The sequence below is a fragment of the Paraburkholderia sp. RL17-383-BIF-A genome (assembly GCF_046028015.1).
GTDB lineage: Bacteria > Pseudomonadota > Gammaproteobacteria > Burkholderiales > Burkholderiaceae > Paraburkholderia.
In genome coordinates, this window is the sequence record NZ_JARESR010000026.1 from 48,905 (window position 1) to 70,688 (window position 21,784).

Sequence of the window (21,784 nt, forward strand, 5' to 3'; positions counted from 1 at the left end):
CGCGCATTCCGCGCGAACAGTCTGCGCGGGTCAGAGGCGCCGGCGTGCCCGCGCCGGTGCTTCGCCTCCGCTATTCATCCCCCGCCTCCTCTTTGCCGATTTCGTGTTCCGTCGACGCTCAAGGCGCGACCGGTGCAGGCACCATCGTAGGCGGCCGGGTGTCGGTGGGCACGCCGTGATAGTCGGCGGGATCTTGCGGCGGCGGACCGCCGTGATGGCCGGACGGATTGTTCGCACAGCCGGCAACGCCGGCAATCAGCAGCAACGCAAGCATCGGAACGCGGATCATAAACAGGTAGTCTCTCGAAGCGGAATGCAGAATAAAAAAGCAGCAGCCCGCCGGTAGTCCGGCAAGCGCGAGCGCCGAGAGTCTAACCGCAAAGCGCCTTTAACGACGCCGCGGAAAACAGCGTGCACCTGCCATTTTGTCGCGCGTGACCTACTATAAAGTCACCGCCGCATGTCATAGGAGGCTGCCATGGACGCTGAAACGATCGCGGGTCTGACCGGACTCGCCATAGGCCTGCTCGTGCTACTCGCATTGTCGATTTTCGAAGCGAGAACGTATCGGCGCGAACACGACGGCGAAGGCATGGTGCATCACTGGCTGACTCATCAGCACATGCCGCATTGGATGCGTCGCCGGCACTGAACGGAAACCGGCTGACGAACGATGACGCCCGCAGTGGTCTTGCTGTTGCGGGCGGATTTCAATCATGCCTGCGCGCGGAAGACAAGCGCGACGGCGGCCACGCACTGAAATATTGCCCCATTGCGCGGTAACGGCGGCAACGCATCCGCCCGGGCCGCGCGAATCTTTCCTGCTTGCCACTCCCCACGCACGTTGCGCTCTCGTGACGCACGGCACCCGAGCGCCGTTCCGCGCTCGCTCGTCGCTACAACCCGCTCAGGCACACGCCTTGCTGCTCTTCAGTCTGCAAGCAGCGCGCAGATCGCGCGCGGAATGTCCCGGCGTGAATGCGCCGAACCAATCAGACTAACTGGCCGAGGCCAGACAGGGAGAACCAGAATGACCATCGGAACCATACTGCTTATCGTGCTCATCCTCCTGCTGATCGGCGCGCTGCCGAGCTGGCCGTATAGCAGCGGCTGGGGCTACCGGCCGACCGGACTCGTGGGCGTCGTACTGATCATCGTGATCGTCTTGCTGCTGATGGGACGCATATAAACGCGGCCGCATCGCGTTTCTGAGCAATCGTTTTCGGTCCGGCGCAAATCGTGGTTGACTCTGGCACCCAATGCCACGTAGAATCTCGGATTCGTCGGAGCGTAGCGCAGCCTGGTAGCGCATCTGATTTGGGATCAGAGGGTCGAAGGTTCGAATCCTTTCGCTCCGACCACGAAAAGCAACACGAAACCCGCGTAGCCTCCGGCTTCGCGGGTTTTTGCTTTTTGGCGTTCGCGTCGCGACAAATAAAGCGCGACAAACGAAGCAACGGCTCACGCGCGTCACACCGCGACGACTTGCCGCAACGCTTATACGGTCTGCCCCGATCGCCTTGCGGATTCACGAGCCCGCATGCGACAGTGATCAAAACCGTGCGCGTGCCTCATCAGGCACAAGCGCCGCAACCAGAGTCAAGGAGACACGCATGGATCTGATTCTCTGGCGTCACGCCGAAGCCGAAGACATCGCCACGACCGACCTCGCGCGAGCGCTGACCACCCGAGGCCGCAAGCAGGCGCAAAACGTCGCCAAGTGGCTGCGTACCCGGCTGCCCGATGACGCCGTGGTGCTCGCGAGTCCTGCCGTGCGCACCATCCAGACCGCCGAGACCTTGAGCGATCAATATCGCGTGCTGCGCGAACTCGCGCCCAACGCGAGCGCGGACGACGTGCTCGAGGCGGCCGGCTGGCCCAAAGGCGTCGCGCAGACGGTGGTGATCGTCGGCCATCAACCCACGCTCGGCCACGTGGCCGCCCGTCTGCTTGGCAATAGCGAAGCGAGTTGGCCGCTCAAGAAAGCCGGCGTATGGTGGATTGCGAGCCGCGAGCGCGACGGCGACGACCACGCCGTGTTGCGCGCCGCAATGAGTCCCGATCTGGTCTGATTCGGTTCGGCGGGCCCGCGTCCTTAAAAAACCCCACGCGGTTCGGCGAGCCCGCGCCCATAAAAACCCACACGCGGTTCGCGACCCTCGCCGCGCCGCCCGTATCGATCACACGCTTGCCCCACTTCGCCGGGATTGAATCGTCCCTGCGCTCGAACCGCTCCCACACTTCGCCCCGCTGCCCGGCTTTTGCGCGGGAGCAACACTCGCCCGACGCACGCACAACATTACAAGCCGCGCGCCCACAGCTTACGGGCAGTCATCCAATCGTCATGGCTTTGCCATGCGAGCGTCACCAGGCGTTACTACATTGGCGAAAAAAGAATTCTCCTTTTTTCGACCAGGACCCCCAATGCGAGAACTGCCGACGCCTACCCTGCCCCTCGCTTCCATCTTCGAGTCGCGCCGCCTGCCGCGCGCCGAGGAGACGGTCACCGCCCAGCATCGTTTGCAGGTCACATGGGCGCGCACCGACGAGGAACTGCGCGAAGCCCAGCGTCTGCGCTACCGCGTGTTCGCCGACGAAATGGGCGCACGTCTGACGGGCCCCGCGGGTCTCGACGTCGATTCATTCGACGCCTACTGCGATCACCTGCTGGTGCGCGATCTCGACACGTTGAAAGTGGTCGGCACGTATCGCGCCTTGCCGCCGCATCAGGCCGCGCGCATTGGCCGTCTGTATGCGGAAAGCGAATTCGATGTGTCGCGCCTGACGCACCTGCGCGCCAAGATGGTCGAAGTGGGCCGCTCGTGCGTGCATCCCGACTATCGCAGCGGCTCGGTCATCATGTCGCTGTGGGCGGGGCTTGCCGCCTACATGAAGCACAACGGCTACGAGACGATGCTCGGCTGCGCGAGCGTGGCGATGGTCGACGGTGGCCACTACGCGGCGAACCTGTATTGCTCGCTGCGCGACAACGCGCTGACCGCGCCGGAATATCGCGCGTTCCCGCATACGCCGCTGCCGGTCGATGAATTGCAAACGGGCGCCGAAGTGGCGCCGCCGCCGCTGGTGAAGGGCTATCTGCGCCTCGGCGCCAAGATTTGCGGCGCACCGGCATGGGATCCCGACTTCAATACCGCGGACTTTCTGACACTGTTCCGTTTGTCCGATATCAATGCACGTTACGCTCGCCATTTCCTCGGCGATGCGCTGCCGCGCTAAGCGGACTCGCTCACGTGACGCGCCTTGATGCGCGTCGGCGAAACGAACGGCCGTAAAAAAAGCCCGGCGACATGCCGGGCTTTCTCATTCATGCACGAGCTCGAACGTTCAATCGTCCGTATAGACCACGCGATACGGCAGACCGACCTTCTCCCACTCCGCAGCTTCCTGGATCAGGCTGTAGTCGGTGAGCGGATTGTTGGCTACCCACTCGTTTGGCAAACGCACCTCATAACCGCCGTTGACTTGCGCCACCGAAATTCCCGGCAAGCCGACATCCGCACGCCGACGGCACAGCAGCGCCGCGAGGCGCAGACAGAACAACAGCGGCCACTCCACTTCGCGCGTTTGAGACAGCTTGCCGAGTTTGCCCGCGTGACCGAGCACGAGCGCGGCGAGCCGCGCCTGGTCGGTGCGCGAAAAGCCCGGCATGTCCGCGTTGCTGGCGATATAGGCCGAATGCTTGTGATACGCGCTGTGCGAGATCGACAGGCCGATTTCGTGCAGCGCTGCCGCCCAGCCGAGAAACATGCGGTTTTCCGCACGGCGTTCTTCGTCGGGTTCCGCGAACTGGTCGTAAAAGCGCACCGCGAGTTCGCCGATGCGCCCCGCCTGCGCCCGATCCACGCCGTAGCGGCGCATGAAGCCCTCCACCGTCACCGTGCGCATGTCCTCGTGCTGCGAACGGCCCAGCAGGTCGTACAGCACGCCGAGACGCAGCGCGCCGTCCGTGGTGTCGACGTAATCGACGCCGAGTTCGTCGAACACCGCGATCATGATCGACAGGCCACCGGCCAGCACCGGAACCCGATCGCCCTTCAACGCGACGAGCTTCAGCCGATTAACGTTCTCCGCCTTGATGAGCGCGCGCTTGAGCCGTTCAAGGCCGCCGCGCGAAATGCCGTGCGTAACGCCCGGATCATTGAAGCCGTTCGCTTCGACCAGTTCGGCCAACGCGCGTGCGGTGCCCGACGAGCCGATCGCCTGTTCCCAGCCGGTTTTCTTGTACTCGGCGGAAATGATCTGGATTTCGCGCCCCGCGGCGAGTTCGGCCTGGCGCATGGTGTATTCGTCGACGTTGCCGGCCGGGAAGAACGCACGGCTATGGCTCACGCAGCCGATATACAGGCTCTCCATCTTGATCGGCGTGTAATGCGAGCCGATGATGAATTCCGTCGAGCCGCCGCCAATGTCGACCACCAGACGTTTGCCAGGGCTCGCAGGCACGGAGTGTGCAGCGCCTGCGTAGATCAGGCGCGCTTCTTCACGCCCGGCGATCACTTCGATCGGAAAACCCAGCGCAGCTTGTGCCTCTCCGAGAAATTCACCGGCATTCTTGGCGATGCGCAACGTATTGGTGGCGACAGCACGCACATGATCGGGATGAAAGTCGCGAAGACGCTCGCCAAACCGCTTGAGCGCGTCCCATCCGCGCACCTGCGAAGCGCGATCGAGCATCTTGTCGCGCGACAGGCCGGCCGCGAGGCGAACCGGTTCGCGCAACGCATCGACCTGATAAATCTGGCTGCCTGCGTCGGTTTCCTCGACCCGGCCGACGATCAGCCGGAAGCTGTTCGAGCCGAGATCGACGGCAGCGAGGAGTTGTGGCGTAGTGACCATCGAGTAAGCGGACTCCATGCGCGCGAGCGTGGCGGCGGAAGATGCGTGGGGAGCCGGTCGTCCACCCGGTGCCTTAGGCGCCTTCTGGCCAGCCGCGCTGTTCAAAGACGCCATTCTAAGCGTACCGGACCTCACGATGTCACCTCGCAGCGTTGGGGGAAACTATGCTCCCATATGAACTGCGTCATATTGACGACACGCAGCGAATCCGGCGTAAAATTTAAAAGATCGAGAATGTCATAACAACGTCATCATACTGTGAGAATTTCCGAGCGTCTTTCCGCCTCCCTTCCTGACATTCCATTCTCGCTGCCGATGTCCATCCGCTACCCCTTATTGAATCGCGAGCTGGGCATTCTGGGTTTCAACGAGCGTGTGTTGGCACAAGCTGCCGACCCAGCCGTCCCTTTGCTCGAACGCCTGCGCTTCATCTGCATCACCAGTAGCAATCTCGACGAATTCTTCGAAGTCCGCATGGCCGGACTGCAGGAGCAGATGCGCGACAACCCGGGCGGACTGTCGCCGGACGGCATGTCGCTGCAGCACGTCTACGACCTCGTGGTCGAACGCGCGCAGAAGCTCGTGCATCGTCAATACACCATGCTGCACGACACGGTGCTCACCGCGCTCGAAGCGGAAGGCATCTATTTTCACGGCACCGAAGCGTGGAACGAAGCGCAGACCGAATGGGCGCGCAACTACTTCTTCGACGAACTGTTGCCGGTGCTCACGCCAATCGGCCTCGATCCCGCGCACCCGTTTCCGCGCGTGCTCAACAAGAGCCTGAACTTCGTCGTCGAACTGGAGGGCAAGGACGCCTTCGGCCGTCAGGCGATGATGGGCATCGTGCAGGCGCCGCGCGCGCTGCCGCGCCTCGTGCGCATGCCGCAGGAGCTATCCGGCTACCCGCATGGCTTCGTGCTGCTCAGCTCGCTGTTGCAACGCTTTGTCGGCGAGCTGTTTCCGAACCTCGTCGTGCGCAGTTGCAATCAGTTTCGCATCACGCGCAATAGCGAACTGTTCGTCGACGAAGACGAAATCACTAATCTGCGTGTCGCGCTGCAGGGTGAATTGCCGGCGCGGCATCTGGGCAACGCAGTGCGGCTCGAAGTGTCGGCGGACACGCCCTCGCACGTGGTGCGACGCCTGCTCGACGAAAGCAGCCTCTCCAACAAAGATTGCTATTACGCCGACGGCCCCGTCAATCTGGTGCGGTTGATGCAATTGCCGGAGATGGTGGACCGCCCCGATCTGAAGTTCGTGCCGCACATTCCCGCAATTCCACCGCAGATCGCCAACAGCACCAGCATGTTCGACGTGATCGATCAGGGCGACGTGCTGCTGCATCACCCATACGAAAGTTTTCAGCCGGTGCTCGAACTGTTGCTGCAGGCGGCCAAAGATCCGAACGTGATGGCCATCAAGCAGACCATCTATCGCACCGGCACCGATTCGCCGCTGATGGACGCGCTCATGCAAGCCGCGCGCAACGGCAAGGAAGTGACGGTGGTGGTCGAACTGCTCGCGCGCTTCGACGAAGAAACCAACATCAACTGGGCCTCGCAGCTCGAAGCGGTCGGCGCGCACGTCGTGTATGGCGTAGTGGGCCACAAGTGCCACGCGAAGATGATGCTGATCGTGCGGCGCGTGTCGGTGGGCGGCAAGACCACGCTCAAGCGTTACGTCCACCTCGGCACCGGCAACTATCATCCGCGTACGGCGCGTCTGTACACCGACTTCGGCCTCATGACCGCCGACCAGAAAATCTGCGAAGACGTGCATCACGTGTTCCAGCAGTTGACCGGCATTGGCGGTGAATTGAAGCTGCACGAGTTGTGGCAATCGCCGTTCACGCTGCATCCGAAACTCGTCGAGGCGATTCGCGCTGAAGCCGAGCATGCGCGCGCCGGCAGGAAAGCGCGCATCGTCGCGAAGATGAACGCGCTCCTCGAACCCACGGTGATTGCCGAGTTGTACGAAGCAGCGCAAGCCGGCGTCAAAATCGATCTGATCGTGCGTGGCGTGTGTTCGTTGCAGCCAGGTGTGGCGGGCCTTTCGGAGAACATCACCGTGCGCTCGATCGTCGGGCGCTTTCTCGAACATCACCGCATCTTCTACTTCTACGACGGTGGCAAGGAACAGGTGTATCTGTCGAGCGCCGACTGGATGGACCGCAACTTCTTTCGGCGCGTAGAAGTCGCGTTTCCGATCAACAACCGGCGTCTTAAGCGGCGCGTGATCGCCGAAGGTCTGTCGGCGTTTCTCGGCGACAATCAATCCGCGTGGCTGATGCAAAGCGACGGCCATTATCGGCGCCGTCGGCCGGGCAAGTCTTCGCGCAACGCGCAGATGAGTCTGCTGGGGAAATTCTGTTCGTGACGGGTGCGCTCGCTCCGGCGGGCTAGTAACAACGCTCGTCACGCGCCGTCGAATAAGGTTCTTCTCACTTTGGAAAGAGGCTTTCCCGGCGGCGGGCAACGTTTTGCCTCACATCACCTGCATGCGGCAGTTCGGGGCGGAGTCGATATCCGCTCATATTCTGAGTCGATTAGGCATTCAATCGACTCACGGTGGCTCACGCGAACATCCCGAGCCAATGCAAACGATGCGTTAACCTCAAACCGGCGCCGGTTGCCGACGCGCCGTGCGATACACCGGAAAGCGCACCGTGAACGTACTGCCACGCCCCTCTTCGCTCTTCACATCGAGCTGTGCATCGTGACGTTGCAGCACGTGCTTGACGATCGCGAGACCGAGACCCGTACCGCCGGTGTCGCGTGAACGGCTGCGATCCACGCGGTAGAAGCGCTCGGTCAGCCGCGGAATGTCCGCGGCGGGAATGCCCAATCCACTGTCCGTGACGGAAAACACCGCATTGCCGCCTTGCGCGTGCCAGGACACCTTGATCGCACCGCCGTCCGGCGTATAGCGGATCGCGTTCGTGACGAGATTGCCGAACGCGCTGAGAATTTCCGTTTCGACGCCGGTGACGGTGAGCCCTTCATCGGCATCGAACACGATCTTGTGATGATCGCTCGACAGGCTTTGCGCGTCGTCACGCAAATGCCGCAACACCGCGCGCATGTCGATCATCTGATCGCTCGGCGGCTTGTTGTCGCCCTCGAGTTTGGCGAGCACCAACAGGTCGCTGACGATATGGCGCATGCGCGAAGCCTGTTGCTCCATCAGCTCGAGATAGCGCGAACGTTCAGCTTCGCTCAACGGCAACTCGCGCATGGTCTCCAGAAAACCCGAGAGCACCGTGAGTGGCGTCTTCAGCTCATGCGACACATTGGCGACGAAGTCGCGCCGCATTGCATCGGTCCGTTCGAGTTCGGTGATGTCTTGCGAGAGCACCAGCTTGCGGTTTTCGCCGTACGGAAAGACCTGTACCGACAGCACGTTTTGACGCTTGTCACCCATGCCGCGCATGATCAGCATCTCTTCGTACCGGTGCGAATTCAGGTAACGCACAAAGTCCGGCTGACGCACCAGATGCGTGATGTGTTGACGCAGATCGCGTTTCGCGTCCAGGCCGAAATGGAGTTCGGAGATCGCGTTGCACCACTCGATCTGATCATGATCGTCGAGCATCGCCACGCCGTTTGGCGAAGCCTGGATCGCCTGGATGAACCGCGAATGCTGCTGCTCGACCTGGCGCACCTGAGCGTGCCAACGCTTCGCGAGCTTGTGCAAACGGTAGTAGATTTCGCCCCAGATGCCGGGGGCGCTAGGCACTTCGCCGTACACCGGCGCGTCGAGCAAACGCCACAGACGCTGCTTATGGAAGGTGCTGAAAATGCTCTGCGCGAGCAACATGACGATCGCGAGGACGAGCGCTGTCTTGACGTTCACCAGTGCGCCGACCACCACGCACAGAACAGCCAGCAGCACGACCGACACGATGGAGCGCGCCCAGATGATGTTCATGGTCTAGCGATCGAAGAAAAAAGCCTATGCGCCGGAATCGGAATCGCGGCGCCTAACGTAGCGAAGAGTGACGACGAGCAGCAAAGATCACGTACCTGATGCAGGCGGCCCCAACGCCGCCAGCGCAAGCGTCAGGCGCTCTTCGCGAGCCGGTAGCCGCTGCCGCGCACCGTCTCAATCATAGCATCGCACCCGGCCGGCTTGAGGGCCGCACGCAGGCGTTTGATATGCACGTCGACCGTGCGCTCTTCGACGAACACGTGATCGCCCCACACCTGATCGAGCAATTGCGTGCGGCTGTGCACGCGCTCCGGGTGCGTCATGAAGAAGTGCAGCAGACGGAATTCGGTCGGGCCGAGATCGAGCTTGATCTCGCTGCCTTCCGCTGCAGCGGCCACGCGGTGCGTCGCCGGATCGAGCTTGAGACCGTTGATCGCGACCACGTCTTCGGTCAGCTGCGGCGCGCGACGGCGCAACACCGCCTTGATGCGCGCCATCAATTCTTTCGGCGAGAACGGCTTGGTGACGTAGTCGTCGGCGCCGATTTCGAGGCCGAGCACCTTGTCCTGCTCGTCGCCACGCGCGGTCAGCATGATGATCGGGATATGCTTCGTGCGCTCGTTGTTGCGCAGATCACGCGCGAACGCAATGCCCGATTTTCCCGGCAACATCCAGTCGAGCAGCACGAGGTCGGGCAGTACGTCGCTGATCAGGTTTTGCGCCTGCTCCGCGTTGTACGCGCGAATCGGGCAGTGTCCGGCGTGTTGAAGATTGACCGAAATCAGTTCGGAAATGGCGGGCTCATCTTCAATGACGAGAATGCTGCTGGGCATCGGCACCTCTGGTCCTTATGTCTGGATTAACTGAGTGCTTCGCGTTCGAGCGCGTCGCGCGACTTGTGCCGCACGTCGGTGCCCTTCACGATGTAAATGATGAATTCCGCGATGTTCTTCGCGTGGTCGCCGATCCGCTCGATCGCCTTGGCGATGAAGAGGAAATCGAGGCCCACCGAAATCGAACGCGGATCTTCGGTCATGTACGAAATCAGCTTGCGCACGAACGCGCGGAATTCTTCGTCGATCGCTTTGTCGTCGCGCACGATCTGCGCGGCGGCCACCGTGTCGAGGCGCGCGAACGCATCCAATGCGCGGCGTAGAATCGACACCGCCATTTCGCCCGACAACTTGATCTCGGCGATGTTGATGGTGCGCGAGGCGCCGTCTTCCATCAAACGCTTGGTGCGCTTGGCGATTTTTTCGGCTTCGTCGCCGGCGCGCTCGAGATTCGTGATGGTCTTCGAAATCGCGATCAGGAGGCGCAGATCACGCGCGGCCGGCTGACGGCGCGCGATGATGTTGCTGCACTCTTCGTCGATCTCTACTTCCATCTTGTTCAGGCGCTCTTCGGCGGCGATCACCTGCTCGGCGATGTCGAGATCGAATTCGTTGAGTGCCTGCATGGCCTTGACGATTTGCGATTCGACCAGGCCGCCCATTTCGAGCACCTTGGAGGAGACCAGATTCAGGTCGGCGTCGAACTGGCTGGACAGGTGTTTGTCGGACATGTCGTACTCCCTTGTTTGACTCGGCGATTTAACCGAAGCGGCCAGTGATGTAGTCCTCGGTTTCCTTGCGGACCGGCTTGATGAAGATCTTTTCGGTGTCGCCGAACTCGATCAACTCGCCGAGGTACATATAGGCAGTGTAGTCCGAACAGCGGGCCGCCTGTTGCATGTTGTGCGTGACGATCACCACCGTGTAATCGCTCTTCAATTCAGCGATCAGCTCTTCGATGCGGCCCGTGGAAATCGGGTCGAGCGCGGAGCACGGCTCGTCGAGCAGCAGCACTTCCGGACGGATCGCGATACCGCGCGCAATGCACAGACGTTGCTGCTGGCCGCCCGACAGACCGTAGCCGCTCTGGCCGAGCTTGTCCTTCACTTCGTTCCACAACGCGGCCTTGGTCAGCGCCCATTCCACGCGGTCGTCCATTTCCGAGCGCGGCAGCGTTTCGAACATCTTCACGCCGAACGCGATGTTGTCGTAGATCGACATCGGAAACGGCGTCGGCTTCTGGAACACCATGCCGATCCGTGCGCGCAGCAGCGAGATATCGCGCTTGGTGGTCAGCAGATTTTCGCCGTCCATCAGGATCTCGCCCTCGGCGCGCTGCTCCGGATAGAGCGCGTACATCTTGTTGAGCGTGCGCAGCAACGTGGACTTACCGCAGCCCGACGGACCGATGAACGCGGTCACCTTGCCTTCCGGGATTTGCAGGTTGATGTTCTTCAGCGCGTGATACTTGCCGTAGAAGAAGTTCAGGTCGTTGATCTCGATCTTCGGGCGCGACGGCGCTTGCGATTGGCCGCTTTGGGCGGGGTCGAAACCGGCGGGCGCCGTGGAGCGCTCGATCGGATTGAGTTGAGTTTCTGCCATATTCATCGGATTACACTCCGCCCTTACTTGTTCGTGAAGATCGTGCGCGCGAGGATATTCAATCCCAGCACCGCGAGCGTGATCAGGAAGACGCCGGCCCACGCAAGCGATTGCCACTGCGCGAACGGGCTCATCGCAAACTTGTAGATCGTGACCGGCAGGTTCGCGACCGGCTGGCCCATGTCCATCGAGAAGAACTGATTTGACAACGCCGTGAAGAGCAGCGGCGCGGTTTCGCCTGCGATACGCGCCACGCCGAGCAACACACCGGTGACGATACCCGCGATGGAAGCCTTCAGCGTGATCGACAGCACCATCTTCCACTTCGGCGTGCCGAGTGCGAAGGCGGCTTCACGCAGCGCATTCGGCACGAGTTTCAGCATGTTTTCCGTGGTGCGGATCACAATTGGAATCTGCAGCAAGGCGAGTGCGAACACACCGGCCCAGCCGCTGAAGTGGCCCATCTTCGCGACGACGAGCGCATACACGAACAGACCCACCACGATCGAAGGCGCCGACAACAGAATGTCGTTGATAAAACGCGTGATGCTCGCGAGCCAGCCCTTCTGCCCATATTCGGCGAGATAGACGCCCGCCAGAATGCCGATCGGCGTGCCGACGAAAGTGGCGAGCCCGACCAGCATCAAACTGCCGACGATCGCGTTGGCAAGACCACCGCCATCGGTATTCGGCGGCGGCGTGGATTGCGTGAACAGTTCCACCGACAAGCCGCCGACACCCAGGCGCAAGGTCGTGTACAGAATCCAGATCAGCCACACGAGGCCGAATGCCATCGCGGCGAGCGACATGGTCAGCGCGATCGCGTTCTTCATGCGGCGGCGGCCTTGCAGACGCACGCGCATGGCTTCGAGCGCGGCGGCGTCGGTCGAACCCGGCATATTCAAAGTGGGCTGGCTCATTTCGCGCCCTCCCCTTTTTCGAGGCGAAGCAGCATGACTTTGGAGATCGCCAGCACGATGAAAGTGATCACGAACAGAATGAGGCCGAGCTCCATCAACGCCGACGTATGCAGGCCCGGATCCGCTTCGGCGAATTCGTTGGCGAGCGCCGACGTAATGCTGTTGCCCGGCGAAAAGAGTGAGACGTTATCGAGCAGATTGGTGTTGCCGATCACGAACGTGACCGCCATGGTCTCGCCGAGCGCGCGGCCGAGACCCAGCATGACGCCGCCGATCACGCCGCTCTTCGTAAAGGGCAGCACGATCTTCCACATCACTTCCCACGTCGTGCAGCCGATGCCGTACGCCGACTCTTTCAGCAACACCGGCGTGACTTCGAACACGTCGCGCATCACCGAGGCGATGTACGGAATGATCATGATCGCGAGAATCACGCCCGCGCACAAAATGCCGATGCCGATCGGCGCGCCCTGAAACAGCGCACCCACTACCGGAATGCCGCCGAGCACCACGCCGAGCGGCTTTTCGAAATACGTCGCGAAGATCGGCGCGAACACGAGCAGACCCCACATGCCGTACACGATCGACGGAATCGCGGCGAGCAGTTCGATCGCGATACCGAGCGGCCGGCGCAGCCACGCGGGCGCGAGTTCGGTCAGGAAAAGCGCGATGCCGAAGCTCACAGGCACCGCGATGATGAGTGCAATGATCGAGGTGGCGATCGTGCCGTAGATCGGCACCAGTGCGCCAAATTGCTTGCTGGGTGGATCCCAGTCGGCGGTCCACAGGAAGCTGAGACCGAACTGCCTGATCGACGGCATGGACGCGACGATCAGCGAAACAATGATGCCGCCCAGTAGCAACAAGGTGATGATGGCGGCGAGGCGCGCGAGACCGCCGAAGATCACGTCGCCGGCGCGGCCAGGCGCTTTCTGCTGCGATGCGCTGCCGGGCGGGGTCGACCTGCTCGCGCCGGACGCTAATTGGATATCGGACATGAGAGCCTGATGGACCTGTTTCCAGTTGCCGTATGACACGTGTCGTGCGGCCGGTAATGCCGAGGGTTAAAGCCATTGGCCGTCCTCACATGAGGACGGCCAACGTGTTACGTACTGCTGATGCTGACCGCCTGACTTACTCGGCGATTGCCTTGCCCGAAGCGTCCTTCACCTTTGCCTTCCATTGCGTGCGGATTTCCGCCACGACCGAATCCGGCAGCGAGATGTAATCCAGATCGTTCGCAGCTTGCGTGCCGTTCTTGAATGCCCAGTCGAAGAACTTCAGCGTTTCCGTTCCTTGCGCCGGCTTGTCCTGCGCCGTGTGCAACAGCACGAACGTCGCGCCGACGATCGGCCATGCGTTCTTGCCCGGCTCGTTCGTCAGGATCTGGTAGAACGACTTCGACCAGTCCGCGCCTGCTGCCGCTGCCTTGAAGGTGTCCGTCTTCGGCTCGACCACCGTGCCCGACGAGTTCTTCAGCGCGACGTACGTCATGTGGTTCTGCTTCGCGTACGCCCATTCCACGTAGCCGATTGCGCCCGGCAGACGTTGCACGAAGGCTGCGACGCCGTCGTTGCCCTTGCCGCCCGTACCGGTCGGCCAGTTGACCGTCGAACCTTCACCGACCTTCGACTTCCAGTCCGCGTTGACCTTCGACAGATAGTTCGTCCAGATGAAGCTGGTGCCCGAACCATCGGCGCGGCGAACCACGGCGATGTCGGTATCCGGCAGCTTGACCTTCGGGTTCAGTGCAACGATCGCCGGATCGTTCCACTTCTTGATCTTGCCCAGGTAGATGTCGCCGAGCACTTCGCCCGACAGCGTCAGTTCAGCCGGCTTCACGCCCGGCACGTTGACGACCGGCACCACGCCGCCGACCACCGTCGGGAACTGGAACAGGCCTTCCTTGGCGAGTTCGTCGTCCTTCAGCGGAGCGTCCGAACCGGCGAAGTCGACGGTCTTCGCGACGATCTGCTTCACGCCACCCGACGAACCGATACCCTGATAGTTAACCTTGCCGCCACCGGACTTCTGATAGGCGTCGGCCCACTTCGTGTAAATCGGTGCTGCGAAGGTGCTGCCCGCGCCGGTGATGTCTGCGGCTTGCGCTGCGATCGCGAAAAGCGCGCCAGCGACGCCAGCGAACACGGTTTGCATCAATTTCATGAGACCTCCAAGGTGTGAGCGGTGTGAGCGAGTAACACGAACACCGCGAAGCTTAGGGTCTCTTTGTGACAGTAACGTGACTAACCGTGAAACGGATGTGACAGTGGGATTACTAGGGTGAAAGGCTTTTGGGGTGGGGAATTGCCGGTTTTGCTGAACTGGGCGGCTTCATTCTACAGATTAGACGAAAAAGATGGGGCGCGAACGTTTGCGCGTGGAAGGCGGGGTGGGGAAAGGTTCAGATATGTGGCCCGCATGACGCCGATTGGTTTGGCGGGTTTGGCGGGTTTGGCGGGTTTGGCGGGTTTGGCGGGTTTGGCGGGTTTGGCGGGTTTGGCGGCGGGACAATATGGCCATGTCCCGCCGCGCTGCCCTACTGACGCGCGCAGCTTACGCCGTAGCCAGCTTCACGGCGCTGGCAATCGATTCCGCATGATGAACCGCGTCGGCTACATTTTCCGCTTCCACCATCACGCGCAGCACCGGCTCGGTACCGGACGCGCGGATCAGCACGCGGCCGCGGCCGTTCAGCGCGTCTTCGGCCTTGGCAATGGCGCGGCGAATCACGTCGCTGCCCTTCCAGTCCGCGTCGGGCTTCATCCGCACGTTGATCAGCTTCTGCGGGAACAGCGTCACGCCGTCGAGCAGATCAGCGAGCGTCTTGTCGCTGCGCTTCATGGCCGCCAGCACGAGCAACGCGGAGACGATGCCGTCGCCCGTGGAATGGCGGTCAAGCGAGAGAATATGGCCGGAGCCTTCGGCTCCGAGCTGCCAGCCGTGCTCGCGCAACTGTTCGAGCACGTAACGGTCGCCGACCGCCGCGCGGACGAACTTCACGCCGGCCTTCTGCAGCGCGACTTCCACCGCCATGTTCGTCATCAAGGTGCCGACCGCGCCCTCCACCTTGCCCTCGGTCGCAATACGGTCCTTGACGAGGATGTACAGCAACTCATCGCCGTTATAGAGCCGGCCCGCGGCATCGACCACCTGCAAGCGGTCGGCGTCGCCGTCGAGCGCGATGCCGAGGTCGGCATGGTTCGCTCGCACGGCGCGCACCAGCGCATCCGGCGCGGTCGCGCCGACTCCGTCGTTGATGTTGAAGCCGTTCGGCGCAACGCCGATTGGAATCACGTCCGCGCCCAGTTCATGGAAGACGTGCGGCGCGACGTCATACGCGGCGCCGTGCGCGCAGTCGACCACCAGCTTCAGCCCGCGCAGGTCGAACGCAGCCGGGAAAGTGCTCTTGCAGAACTCGATGTAGCGGCCCGCCGCGTCGTCCAGACGCCGCGCCTTACCGAGTTGCTCGGATGCCGCACAGTTCAGCGGCTGATCGAGTTGCTCTTCGATCTGCGCTTCCACTTCGTCCGGCAGCTTGTTGCCGTCGGCGGAGAAAAATTTGATGCCGTTGTCGTAGTACGGGTTGTGCGACGCGCTGATCACCACGCCCGCGGCCAGCCGCAACGCGCGCGTCAAATAGGCGATGCCGGGGGTCGGCATCGGGCCGGCCAGCATCACGTCCACACCTGCCGCGGAGAAGCCCGCTTCCAGCGCCGCTTCGAGCATATAGCCCGACACCCGCGTGTCTTTGCCGATCAGCACGGTTGGCCGCGTGCCCGTCCTCGCCCAGCGGTCCGCGCCCACCAGCACCTTGCCGGCCGCGTAACCGAGCCGCAATACAAATTCCGGCGTGATAGGTCCTTCGCCGACTTTGCCCCGAATGCCGTCCGTTCCGAAATAACGACGTGCCATGTTTTATATTCCTCCTTGGCTTGTGGGCTCAGCCGCGCGCGCGACTGTGATTCGCCGCTTCGCGCATGGCTGCCCAGACTTTCAATGCATCTACTGTTTGCGCGACGTCGTGCACGCGCAGAATCGCAGCGCCCCGTTCAGCGGCGCACACCGCCGCCGCAATACTGCCAGCAACGCGTTCCGGCGCCGGCCGACCCACCACCGCGCCGATCATCGACTTGCGCGACATGCCGGCAAGAATGGGATACGGCGGCTCGGCTCGCGGCGCCGTATCCGGCAGGTGGGCAAGCAGCGCATAATTGTGCTCGACCACGGCCTTGCCGAAGCCGAAACCTGGATCCACGCTGATGCGAGCACGCGCGATGCCAGCCTGTTCAAGCGTTGCGACGCGCTCCTCGAGAAACTCCCGAACGGCACTCACCACGTCATCATAGAGAGGCTCGCCGAGTTGCATGGTCTGCGGCTCACCGAGCATATGCATGACGCACAGGCCGCATTGGCTGTCGCGCACCGCGTCGATTGCGCCGGCCATCCGGAAGCCCCAGATGTCATTGATCAGATCGGCGCCCGCGGCCAATGCGTGGCGCATCACTTCAGGCTTGTATGTGTCGACCGACAGCGGCACATTCGCGCCGCGCAATTGCTCGACGAGAGGGATCACCCGCTCGAGTTCTTCGTCGAGCGGCACTGGCGGCGCACCGGGCCGCGTCGATTCGCCGCCGATGTCGATGATGTCCGCGCCGTCGAGCATCATACGCTCGGCCTGGCGCAACGCATCGCCGCGCATTGCGTATTTGCCGCCGTCGGAAAAAGAATCGGGTGTGACGTTCAGAATGCCCATGACCAACGGGCGTTCAAAGGTCAGCTTGAAACGGCCACACTGCAACGGTTCCGGAACTGGTAAAGCAGAAAATTCGACTTTCGACACGAGGAGATACTTCACGCAAACGAATAAATGCAAAACGGGCCGGTGTGAAAACACACCGGCCCGCACCTTCTAGTGGTCGCCGATCAGGCCGGAGCTGTTGCGCTACCCGGCTTGACCTCGGTACCCGGGCTGCCGCCCGATGAGGCGTCGCTTGCCGACGGCGGCGAGCTCTTCGGCGAGCGCGGCGGACGGCCAGCCATGATGTCGTTGATTTGATCGGCGTCGATCGTTTCCCACTCCATCAGTGCGGCGGTCATTGCCTCGACCTTGTCGCGGTTCTCGTCCAGCAGGCGCTTCGCGAGGTTGTACTGCTCGTCCAGCACACGGCGGATTTCGGCATCGACCTTCTGCTGCGTCGCTTCCGAAATGGTGCGAGTGAAGCCTCGGCCAAACGGCGTCGCGTCGTTTTCGTCGTCGACGTAGACCATTGGTCCGAGCGCATCCGTCATGCCGAAGCGGGCCACCATGGCACGCGCCGTTTGCGTCGCCTTGTTGAAGTCGTCCGACGCGCCGGTGCTGATCAGGTTCAGGAACAACTCTTCCGCAACGCGGCCACCGAACAGGATCGCGAGACGATCCAGCAGGTAGTCCTTCGAATACGTTTCGTTGTCATGCTCCGGCAACTGCCACGTCACGCCCAGCGCACGGCCGCGCGGAATGATCGTAACCTTATGCACCGGATCAGCCTTTGGCAGAAGCTTGGCGATCACCGCATGGCCCGACTCGTGGTACGCCGTTGCGCGCTTCGATTCTTCGCGAATCACGGCCGACTTACGCTCCGGACCCATGAAGATCTTGTCCTTCGCGTCTTCGAAGTCCGTCATTTCGACGATGCGCTTACCGCGGCGAGCCGCGAACAAGGCCGCTTCGTTCACGAGATTCGCGAGATCGGCGCCCGAGAAGCCCGGCGTGCCACGTGCGATCACTGCTGCATCGACGTCGTTCGAAATCGGCACCTTGCGCAGGTGGACCTTCATGATGTGTTCACGGCCGCGAATGTCCGGCAGACCGACATACACCTGACGGTCGAAACGGCCCGGACGCAACAGCGCCTTGTCGAGCACGTCCGAACGGTTGGTTGCAGCGATCACGATTACGCCCGAGTTCGCTTCGAAGCCGTCCATCTCGACGAGCATCTGGTTCAGCGTCTGTTCACGTTCGTCGTTACCGCCGCCCATGCCGGCGCCGCGATGACGGCCAACCGCGTCGATTTCGTCGATGAACACGATGCATGGCGCATGCTTCTTGGCTTGCTCGAACATATCGCGAACTCGAGCCGCACCGACACCCACGAACATTTCAACGAAGTCCGAACCCGAGATGCTGAAGAACGGCACTTTCGCTTCACCGGCGATAGCACGTGCCAGCAGCGTCTTACCGGTTCCCGGCGGCCCGACCAGCAGCACACCACGCGGAATACGGCCGCCCAGTTTCTGAAATTTCTGCGGATCGCGCAGGAAGTCGACCAGTTCGGAGACTTCTTCCTTGGCTTCGTCGCAACCGGCGACATCGGTGAAATTGATTGCGTTGTTGTTTTCGTCGATCAGACGTGCACGGGATTTACCGAACGAGAACGCACCGCCTTTCCCGCCTCCCTGCATCTGTCGCATCATGTAGAACCAGAAACCGATGATCAGGATCGTCGGCCCGAGGTAATACAGTGCGGACACCAGCGCATTGGGTTCGTCATCAGCCTTGCCGCTCACCTGAACGCCGTACTTCATCAGATCGCCGACCATCCAGATGTCGCCGGGCGACACGATCTGGTACTTCTGGCCGTCTGCTGGAGTGACCGTGAGGTTCCGCCCCTGGACAATGACGTTCTTGACTTTGCCGTTCTTTGCGTCGTCCATGAACTGCGAATAGGAAACGCCTTCCTGGACACGGGGCTTGTCGAACTGCTTGAACACCGTAAACAGCACCAGTGCGATAACCAGCCACACTGCTGCTTTCGAAAACATATTGTTGTTCAAAGCACCACTCCTTCACTTAGACGGGCGCCTACATTTGCCTTGCGGCACCACGAAAGCATTCTAATCCAGTCCGCAGACCCCTGCCATAAGGTTTCACTACCACAGAAATAGGACAGCGTGCCATTGCAGCACCCGTTTCTGAAGTCGTGATCGCATTAACGGCAGATGCGGAACCTTCCTGCAGCGCCTCTATGCGGGCCGCTTGAGATGCTTACCCAAAATAAACGTTTCTGACGATTTGTCCCGCGACGCTTTCGGCTTGCGGGCCCCCACTACCTTGAACTGATGCTTGAACTTTTCGACAATCTGGCTGTAACCGCTGCCATGAAAACATTTGACTAAAAGGGCACCATCCGGTTTCAGGTGATTTTGTGAGAATTCCAGCGCGAGATCGCATAGGTGCTCGATTCGCGCGGCATCCGCCACCGCCACTCCCGACAGGTTGGGCGCCATATCCGAAATTACAAGATCTACCTGACGTTCGCCGACCAATTCTTCCAGTTGCGCCAGAACCGAGTCTTCGCGGAAGTCACCCTGAATGAAGTGAACGTCGGCGACCGGCTCCATTGGCAGCAGGTCGAGCGCGATGATCGTGCCGTCGATCCCGCCTTCGCGCTCGGCGTCGCGCTGGGCGCCCTTGGCAAGTTTGTTGCGCGCATACTGGCTCCAGCTACCCGGCGTCGAGCCAAGGTCGACGATGACCTGCCCCGGGCGGATCAGCTTGTCCTGTTCGTCGATTTCCTTGAGTTTGTAGGCTGCGCGGGCGCGATAGCCCTCCCGCTGCGCCATTTTTACGTAAGGATCGTTGATGTGGTCATGCAGCCACGCGGTGTTGAACTTGTTTTTTGCCATTAAACGTTGAACTCTTGCTGCGTGATGTCACGCTTTAGCGGATAATACGCGGTTAATTCGCGCGGCCACCGCCAAAACTGGCGGCCATCCGCGATTCTGTTGTTCTGACGCGCCGCCCTGCCGAATCGCCTCGATCAAGTCAATCGAACGACTGTACCGGGGAACGCAGGTGCCGCCATTTTAGTCGAGTCTCCCACTTTCCATGCCCGCCCTCAAAGTCTCTTCCGACCAACGCGCCGAGTTGCGCTCCCAGGCACATGCGCTCAAACCGGTCGTACTCGTCGGCGCCGAAGGCTTGACCGACGCCGTGCTCTCCGAGATCAAGGTCCACCTTGGCGCTCATCAGCTCATCAAAATCCGCGTGTTCGGCGACGAGCGCGAAGCGCGCCTTGCGATCTACGAAGAAATCTGTGACAAGCTGAACGCCGCGCCGATCCAGCATATCGGCAAGCTGCTGGTGATCTGGAAGCCGGAAGCCACACAACCGGCGGCGAAGGCCAAACGCGGCGCACTGCCGAGCGCGCGCGAAGCCGCGGTGGAAGCCAAACCGGGCAAAGGCCGCGCGCCACGCGTCGTAACGGTCGTCAAGCCCAGCGAAATCCCGATGCGCAAACCGAAGGCAAAAGCAGTCGTGGTGCGCGGCAATGAACGTGTTACCCAAGGCGGCAACATCAAGCGCGCCAAGAAGCGCCAAAGCAGCGCGAAGCGCGCGCATCAGTCGTCGAAATAAGCGATTGATGAGAGGTGCGGGCGAGTCCCGCATCTCGGCGTTGCCCGCCGAACGCGTCTTGCAAGCTCAACATCGTGCTCAACGAAAGAAACCGCCGCCGAGTCGATTTGCCGGGACGCTGCGAAGCGCCCCACTGGTTCGCAACGTCAGCCAGTGACCTTGCCCGCCGTGTTGCGGGTACCTTGCTCCGCCGCCGCAACGCCTGCGCCCGCAGGTAACTTCCACACGAGCGCCACGCCCAGCAGGCTTTCGATCAGATAAAACAGACTCGACACGCCGTGCAGGATGCCAAAGCGCGTCGCATAAGCCGAATGGCCGACGTCGCTGCCCGCTTCGAGCGCGGCAATGCGCATGGCATTCATGAACGGCTGCAACGCGAAGTAGCCAACGAGCACGCAAACAAGCATGCCGGCGATCAGCCAGCGCAAGCGTCGATAGGCATCGCCGCCGCGGCGAACCAGTACGTTCGCAAGACCGAGCAGCAAAATGCCGCACACCGCACCCAGCACGCCTTCAATGCGAAACAGTTGCGCCGCGACCGCGCCCGCCGTCACTCGGTCGAGCGAGCTGAACAGCACGGGTGCGACGGCATAGCCGATAGTCAGCAGACTACCGACCCACACCACCGTCAATAACCGGAACAATCGATGCGGCATCTGGGGCACCAGGGGCGCGTTCAAACGTAGCTGACTGCGATGATTTCGTATTCGCGCACGCCGCCCGGTGCCTGCACCGACGCAACGTCGCCTTCCGACTTGCCGATCAAGGCACGCGCGATCGGCGAGCTGATCGAGATCAGGCCATGATCGATGTCCGCTTCGTCGTCGCCGACGATCTGATATTTGACGGACGCGCCCGAATCCAGGTCTTCCAGTTCCACCGTTGCACCGAACACCACGCGACCGTCCGCTTCCACCGCTGACGGGTCGATCACTTGCGCACCGGCCAGCTTCGATTCGATTTCGGCGATACGGCCTTCGATGAAGCCCTGCTTTTCCTTCGCCGCGTCGTACTCTGCATTTTCCGACAGATCGCCCTGGGCACGCGCTTCCGCGATCGAATTGATCACCGAGGGACGCTCAACCGATTTCAGGCGCTGCAATTCATCGCGCAACATTTCCGCGCCGCGCTTAGTCAATGGAACAGTGCTCATAAACAACTCTATGCAAAAAACAGCCGTAAAAAAAATCACCGCGGTTAAGTGCATTCCGCGGGGGCCAGAGCGCCGGGCAAAACCCGGTGCC

At 61.6% G+C, this 21,784-nt stretch carries 21 protein-coding genes and 1 tRNA gene; 7 read left to right on the plus strand and 15 right to left on the minus strand.

What is annotated here, in order from left to right; all coding sequences use genetic code 11:
* Positions 1-118 precede the first annotated feature (118 nt).
* Positions 119-289, minus strand: a complete 171-nt coding sequence (locus P0D71_RS25575; protein ID WP_177204941.1) for a hypothetical protein — start codon at positions 287-289, stop codon at positions 119-121.
* Positions 290-478: 189 nt separating this feature from the next.
* On the opposite strand from P0D71_RS25575, the gene P0D71_RS25580 reads away from it, so the two are divergent.
* The 5 genes from P0D71_RS25580 to P0D71_RS25600 all read left to right on the plus strand — a co-directional run bounded on the left by P0D71_RS25580 (position 479) and on the right by P0D71_RS25600 (position 3,237).
* On the plus strand, positions 479-652 hold the full coding sequence (locus tag P0D71_RS25580; protein WP_177204940.1) for a hypothetical protein: 174 nt from the start codon (positions 479-481) through the stop codon (positions 650-652).
* Positions 653-1,030: 378 nt separating this feature from the next.
* Positions 1,031-1,189 (plus strand): DUF3309 family protein, encoded by a 159-nt coding sequence (locus P0D71_RS25585; protein ID WP_091792618.1) that lies wholly within the window; start codon positions 1,031-1,033, stop codon positions 1,187-1,189.
* Positions 1,190-1,284: 95 nt separating this feature from the next.
* Positions 1,285-1,361 (plus strand) — tRNA-Pro (locus P0D71_RS25590).
* A 252-nt stretch (positions 1,362-1,613) separates the two neighbouring features.
* A complete protein-coding gene (gene sixA, locus P0D71_RS25595) occupies positions 1,614-2,072 on the plus strand; it encodes a phosphohistidine phosphatase SixA (RefSeq protein ID WP_091792617.1) in 459 nt (152 codons plus the stop codon).
* A gap of 352 nt (positions 2,073-2,424) precedes the next feature.
* Positions 2,425-3,237: a GNAT family N-acetyltransferase gene (locus P0D71_RS25600; protein ID WP_091792616.1), complete on the plus strand. Its 813-nt coding sequence runs from the start codon at positions 2,425-2,427 to the stop codon at positions 3,235-3,237.
* Positions 3,238-3,345: 108 nt separating this feature from the next.
* On the opposite strand, the gene ppx is transcribed toward P0D71_RS25600, so the two are convergent.
* Complete coding sequence (gene ppx, locus P0D71_RS25605) at positions 3,346-4,971, minus strand: exopolyphosphatase (protein ID WP_408482718.1); 1,626 nt, start codon at positions 4,969-4,971, stop codon at positions 3,346-3,348.
* Positions 4,972-5,172: 201 nt separating this feature from the next.
* Between ppx and ppk1 the strand changes: the two genes are divergently transcribed.
* A complete protein-coding gene (ppk1, locus tag P0D71_RS25610) occupies positions 5,173-7,236 on the plus strand; it encodes a polyphosphate kinase 1 (RefSeq protein ID WP_408185377.1) in 2,064 nt (687 codons plus the stop codon).
* A 237-nt stretch (positions 7,237-7,473) separates the two neighbouring features.
* Here the strand turns inward: ppk1 and phoR are convergent, their stop codons facing one another.
* The 11 genes from phoR to P0D71_RS25665 form a co-directional block, all read right to left on the minus strand.
* Positions 7,474-8,787, minus strand: a complete 1,314-nt coding sequence (phoR, locus tag P0D71_RS25615) for a phosphate regulon sensor histidine kinase PhoR (RefSeq protein WP_091792612.1) — start codon at positions 8,785-8,787, stop codon at positions 7,474-7,476.
* 131 nt (positions 8,788-8,918) lie between these two features.
* Positions 8,919-9,620, minus strand: a complete 702-nt coding sequence (phoB, locus tag P0D71_RS25620; protein ID WP_091792611.1) for a phosphate regulon transcriptional regulator PhoB — start codon at positions 9,618-9,620, stop codon at positions 8,919-8,921.
* A 26-nt stretch (positions 9,621-9,646) separates the two neighbouring features.
* On the minus strand, positions 9,647-10,351 hold the full coding sequence (gene phoU / locus P0D71_RS25625) for a phosphate signaling complex protein PhoU (protein ID WP_091792610.1): 705 nt from the start codon (positions 10,349-10,351) through the stop codon (positions 9,647-9,649).
* A 28-nt stretch (positions 10,352-10,379) separates the two neighbouring features.
* A complete protein-coding gene (pstB, locus tag P0D71_RS25630) occupies positions 10,380-11,228 on the minus strand; it encodes a phosphate ABC transporter ATP-binding protein PstB (protein ID WP_091792609.1) in 849 nt (282 codons plus the stop codon).
* A gap of 17 nt (positions 11,229-11,245) precedes the next feature.
* On the minus strand, positions 11,246-12,142 hold the full coding sequence (pstA, locus tag P0D71_RS25635; RefSeq protein ID WP_091792608.1) for a phosphate ABC transporter permease PstA: 897 nt from the start codon (positions 12,140-12,142) through the stop codon (positions 11,246-11,248).
* The gene (gene pstC, locus P0D71_RS25640; RefSeq protein ID WP_408185379.1) at positions 12,139-13,140 is read right to left on the minus strand and encodes a phosphate ABC transporter permease PstC; all 1,002 of its coding nucleotides are present in this window, start codon (positions 13,138-13,140) and stop codon (positions 12,139-12,141) included. Before pstC ends, pstA begins: the two co-directional genes overlap by 4 nt.
* A gap of 136 nt (positions 13,141-13,276) precedes the next feature.
* Positions 13,277-14,308 (minus strand): phosphate ABC transporter substrate-binding protein PstS, encoded by a 1,032-nt coding sequence (pstS, locus tag P0D71_RS25645; RefSeq protein WP_091792606.1) that lies wholly within the window; start codon positions 14,306-14,308, stop codon positions 13,277-13,279.
* A 390-nt stretch (positions 14,309-14,698) separates the two neighbouring features.
* Complete coding sequence (glmM, locus tag P0D71_RS25650; protein ID WP_408482720.1) at positions 14,699-16,057, minus strand: phosphoglucosamine mutase; 1,359 nt, start codon at positions 16,055-16,057, stop codon at positions 14,699-14,701.
* A gap of 28 nt (positions 16,058-16,085) precedes the next feature.
* A complete protein-coding gene (gene folP / locus P0D71_RS25655; RefSeq protein WP_286161911.1) occupies positions 16,086-16,898 on the minus strand; it encodes a dihydropteroate synthase in 813 nt (270 codons plus the stop codon).
* A gap of 170 nt (positions 16,899-17,068) precedes the next feature.
* Complete coding sequence (gene ftsH, locus P0D71_RS25660) at positions 17,069-18,958, minus strand: ATP-dependent zinc metalloprotease FtsH (RefSeq protein ID WP_006051983.1); 1,890 nt, start codon at positions 18,956-18,958, stop codon at positions 17,069-17,071.
* Between the two features lie 189 nt (positions 18,959-19,147).
* Positions 19,148-19,810, minus strand: coding sequence for an RlmE family RNA methyltransferase (locus P0D71_RS25665; protein ID WP_091792604.1), 663 nt, complete (start codon positions 19,808-19,810; stop codon positions 19,148-19,150).
* Positions 19,811-20,012: 202 nt separating this feature from the next.
* On the opposite strand from P0D71_RS25665, the gene P0D71_RS25670 reads away from it, so the two are divergent.
* The gene (locus P0D71_RS25670) at positions 20,013-20,540 is read left to right on the plus strand and encodes a YhbY family RNA-binding protein (RefSeq protein ID WP_408482722.1); all 528 of its coding nucleotides are present in this window, start codon (positions 20,013-20,015) and stop codon (positions 20,538-20,540) included.
* A gap of 146 nt (positions 20,541-20,686) precedes the next feature.
* Here P0D71_RS25670 and P0D71_RS25675 read toward each other — a convergent pair whose 3' ends face one another.
* A complete protein-coding gene (locus tag P0D71_RS25675; protein ID WP_091792602.1) occupies positions 20,687-21,196 on the minus strand; it encodes a DUF4149 domain-containing protein in 510 nt (169 codons plus the stop codon).
* Positions 21,197-21,216: 20 nt separating this feature from the next.
* Positions 21,217-21,693, minus strand: a complete 477-nt coding sequence (greA, locus tag P0D71_RS25680) for a transcription elongation factor GreA (RefSeq protein WP_091792601.1) — start codon at positions 21,691-21,693, stop codon at positions 21,217-21,219.
* Positions 21,694-21,784 lie beyond the last annotated feature (91 nt).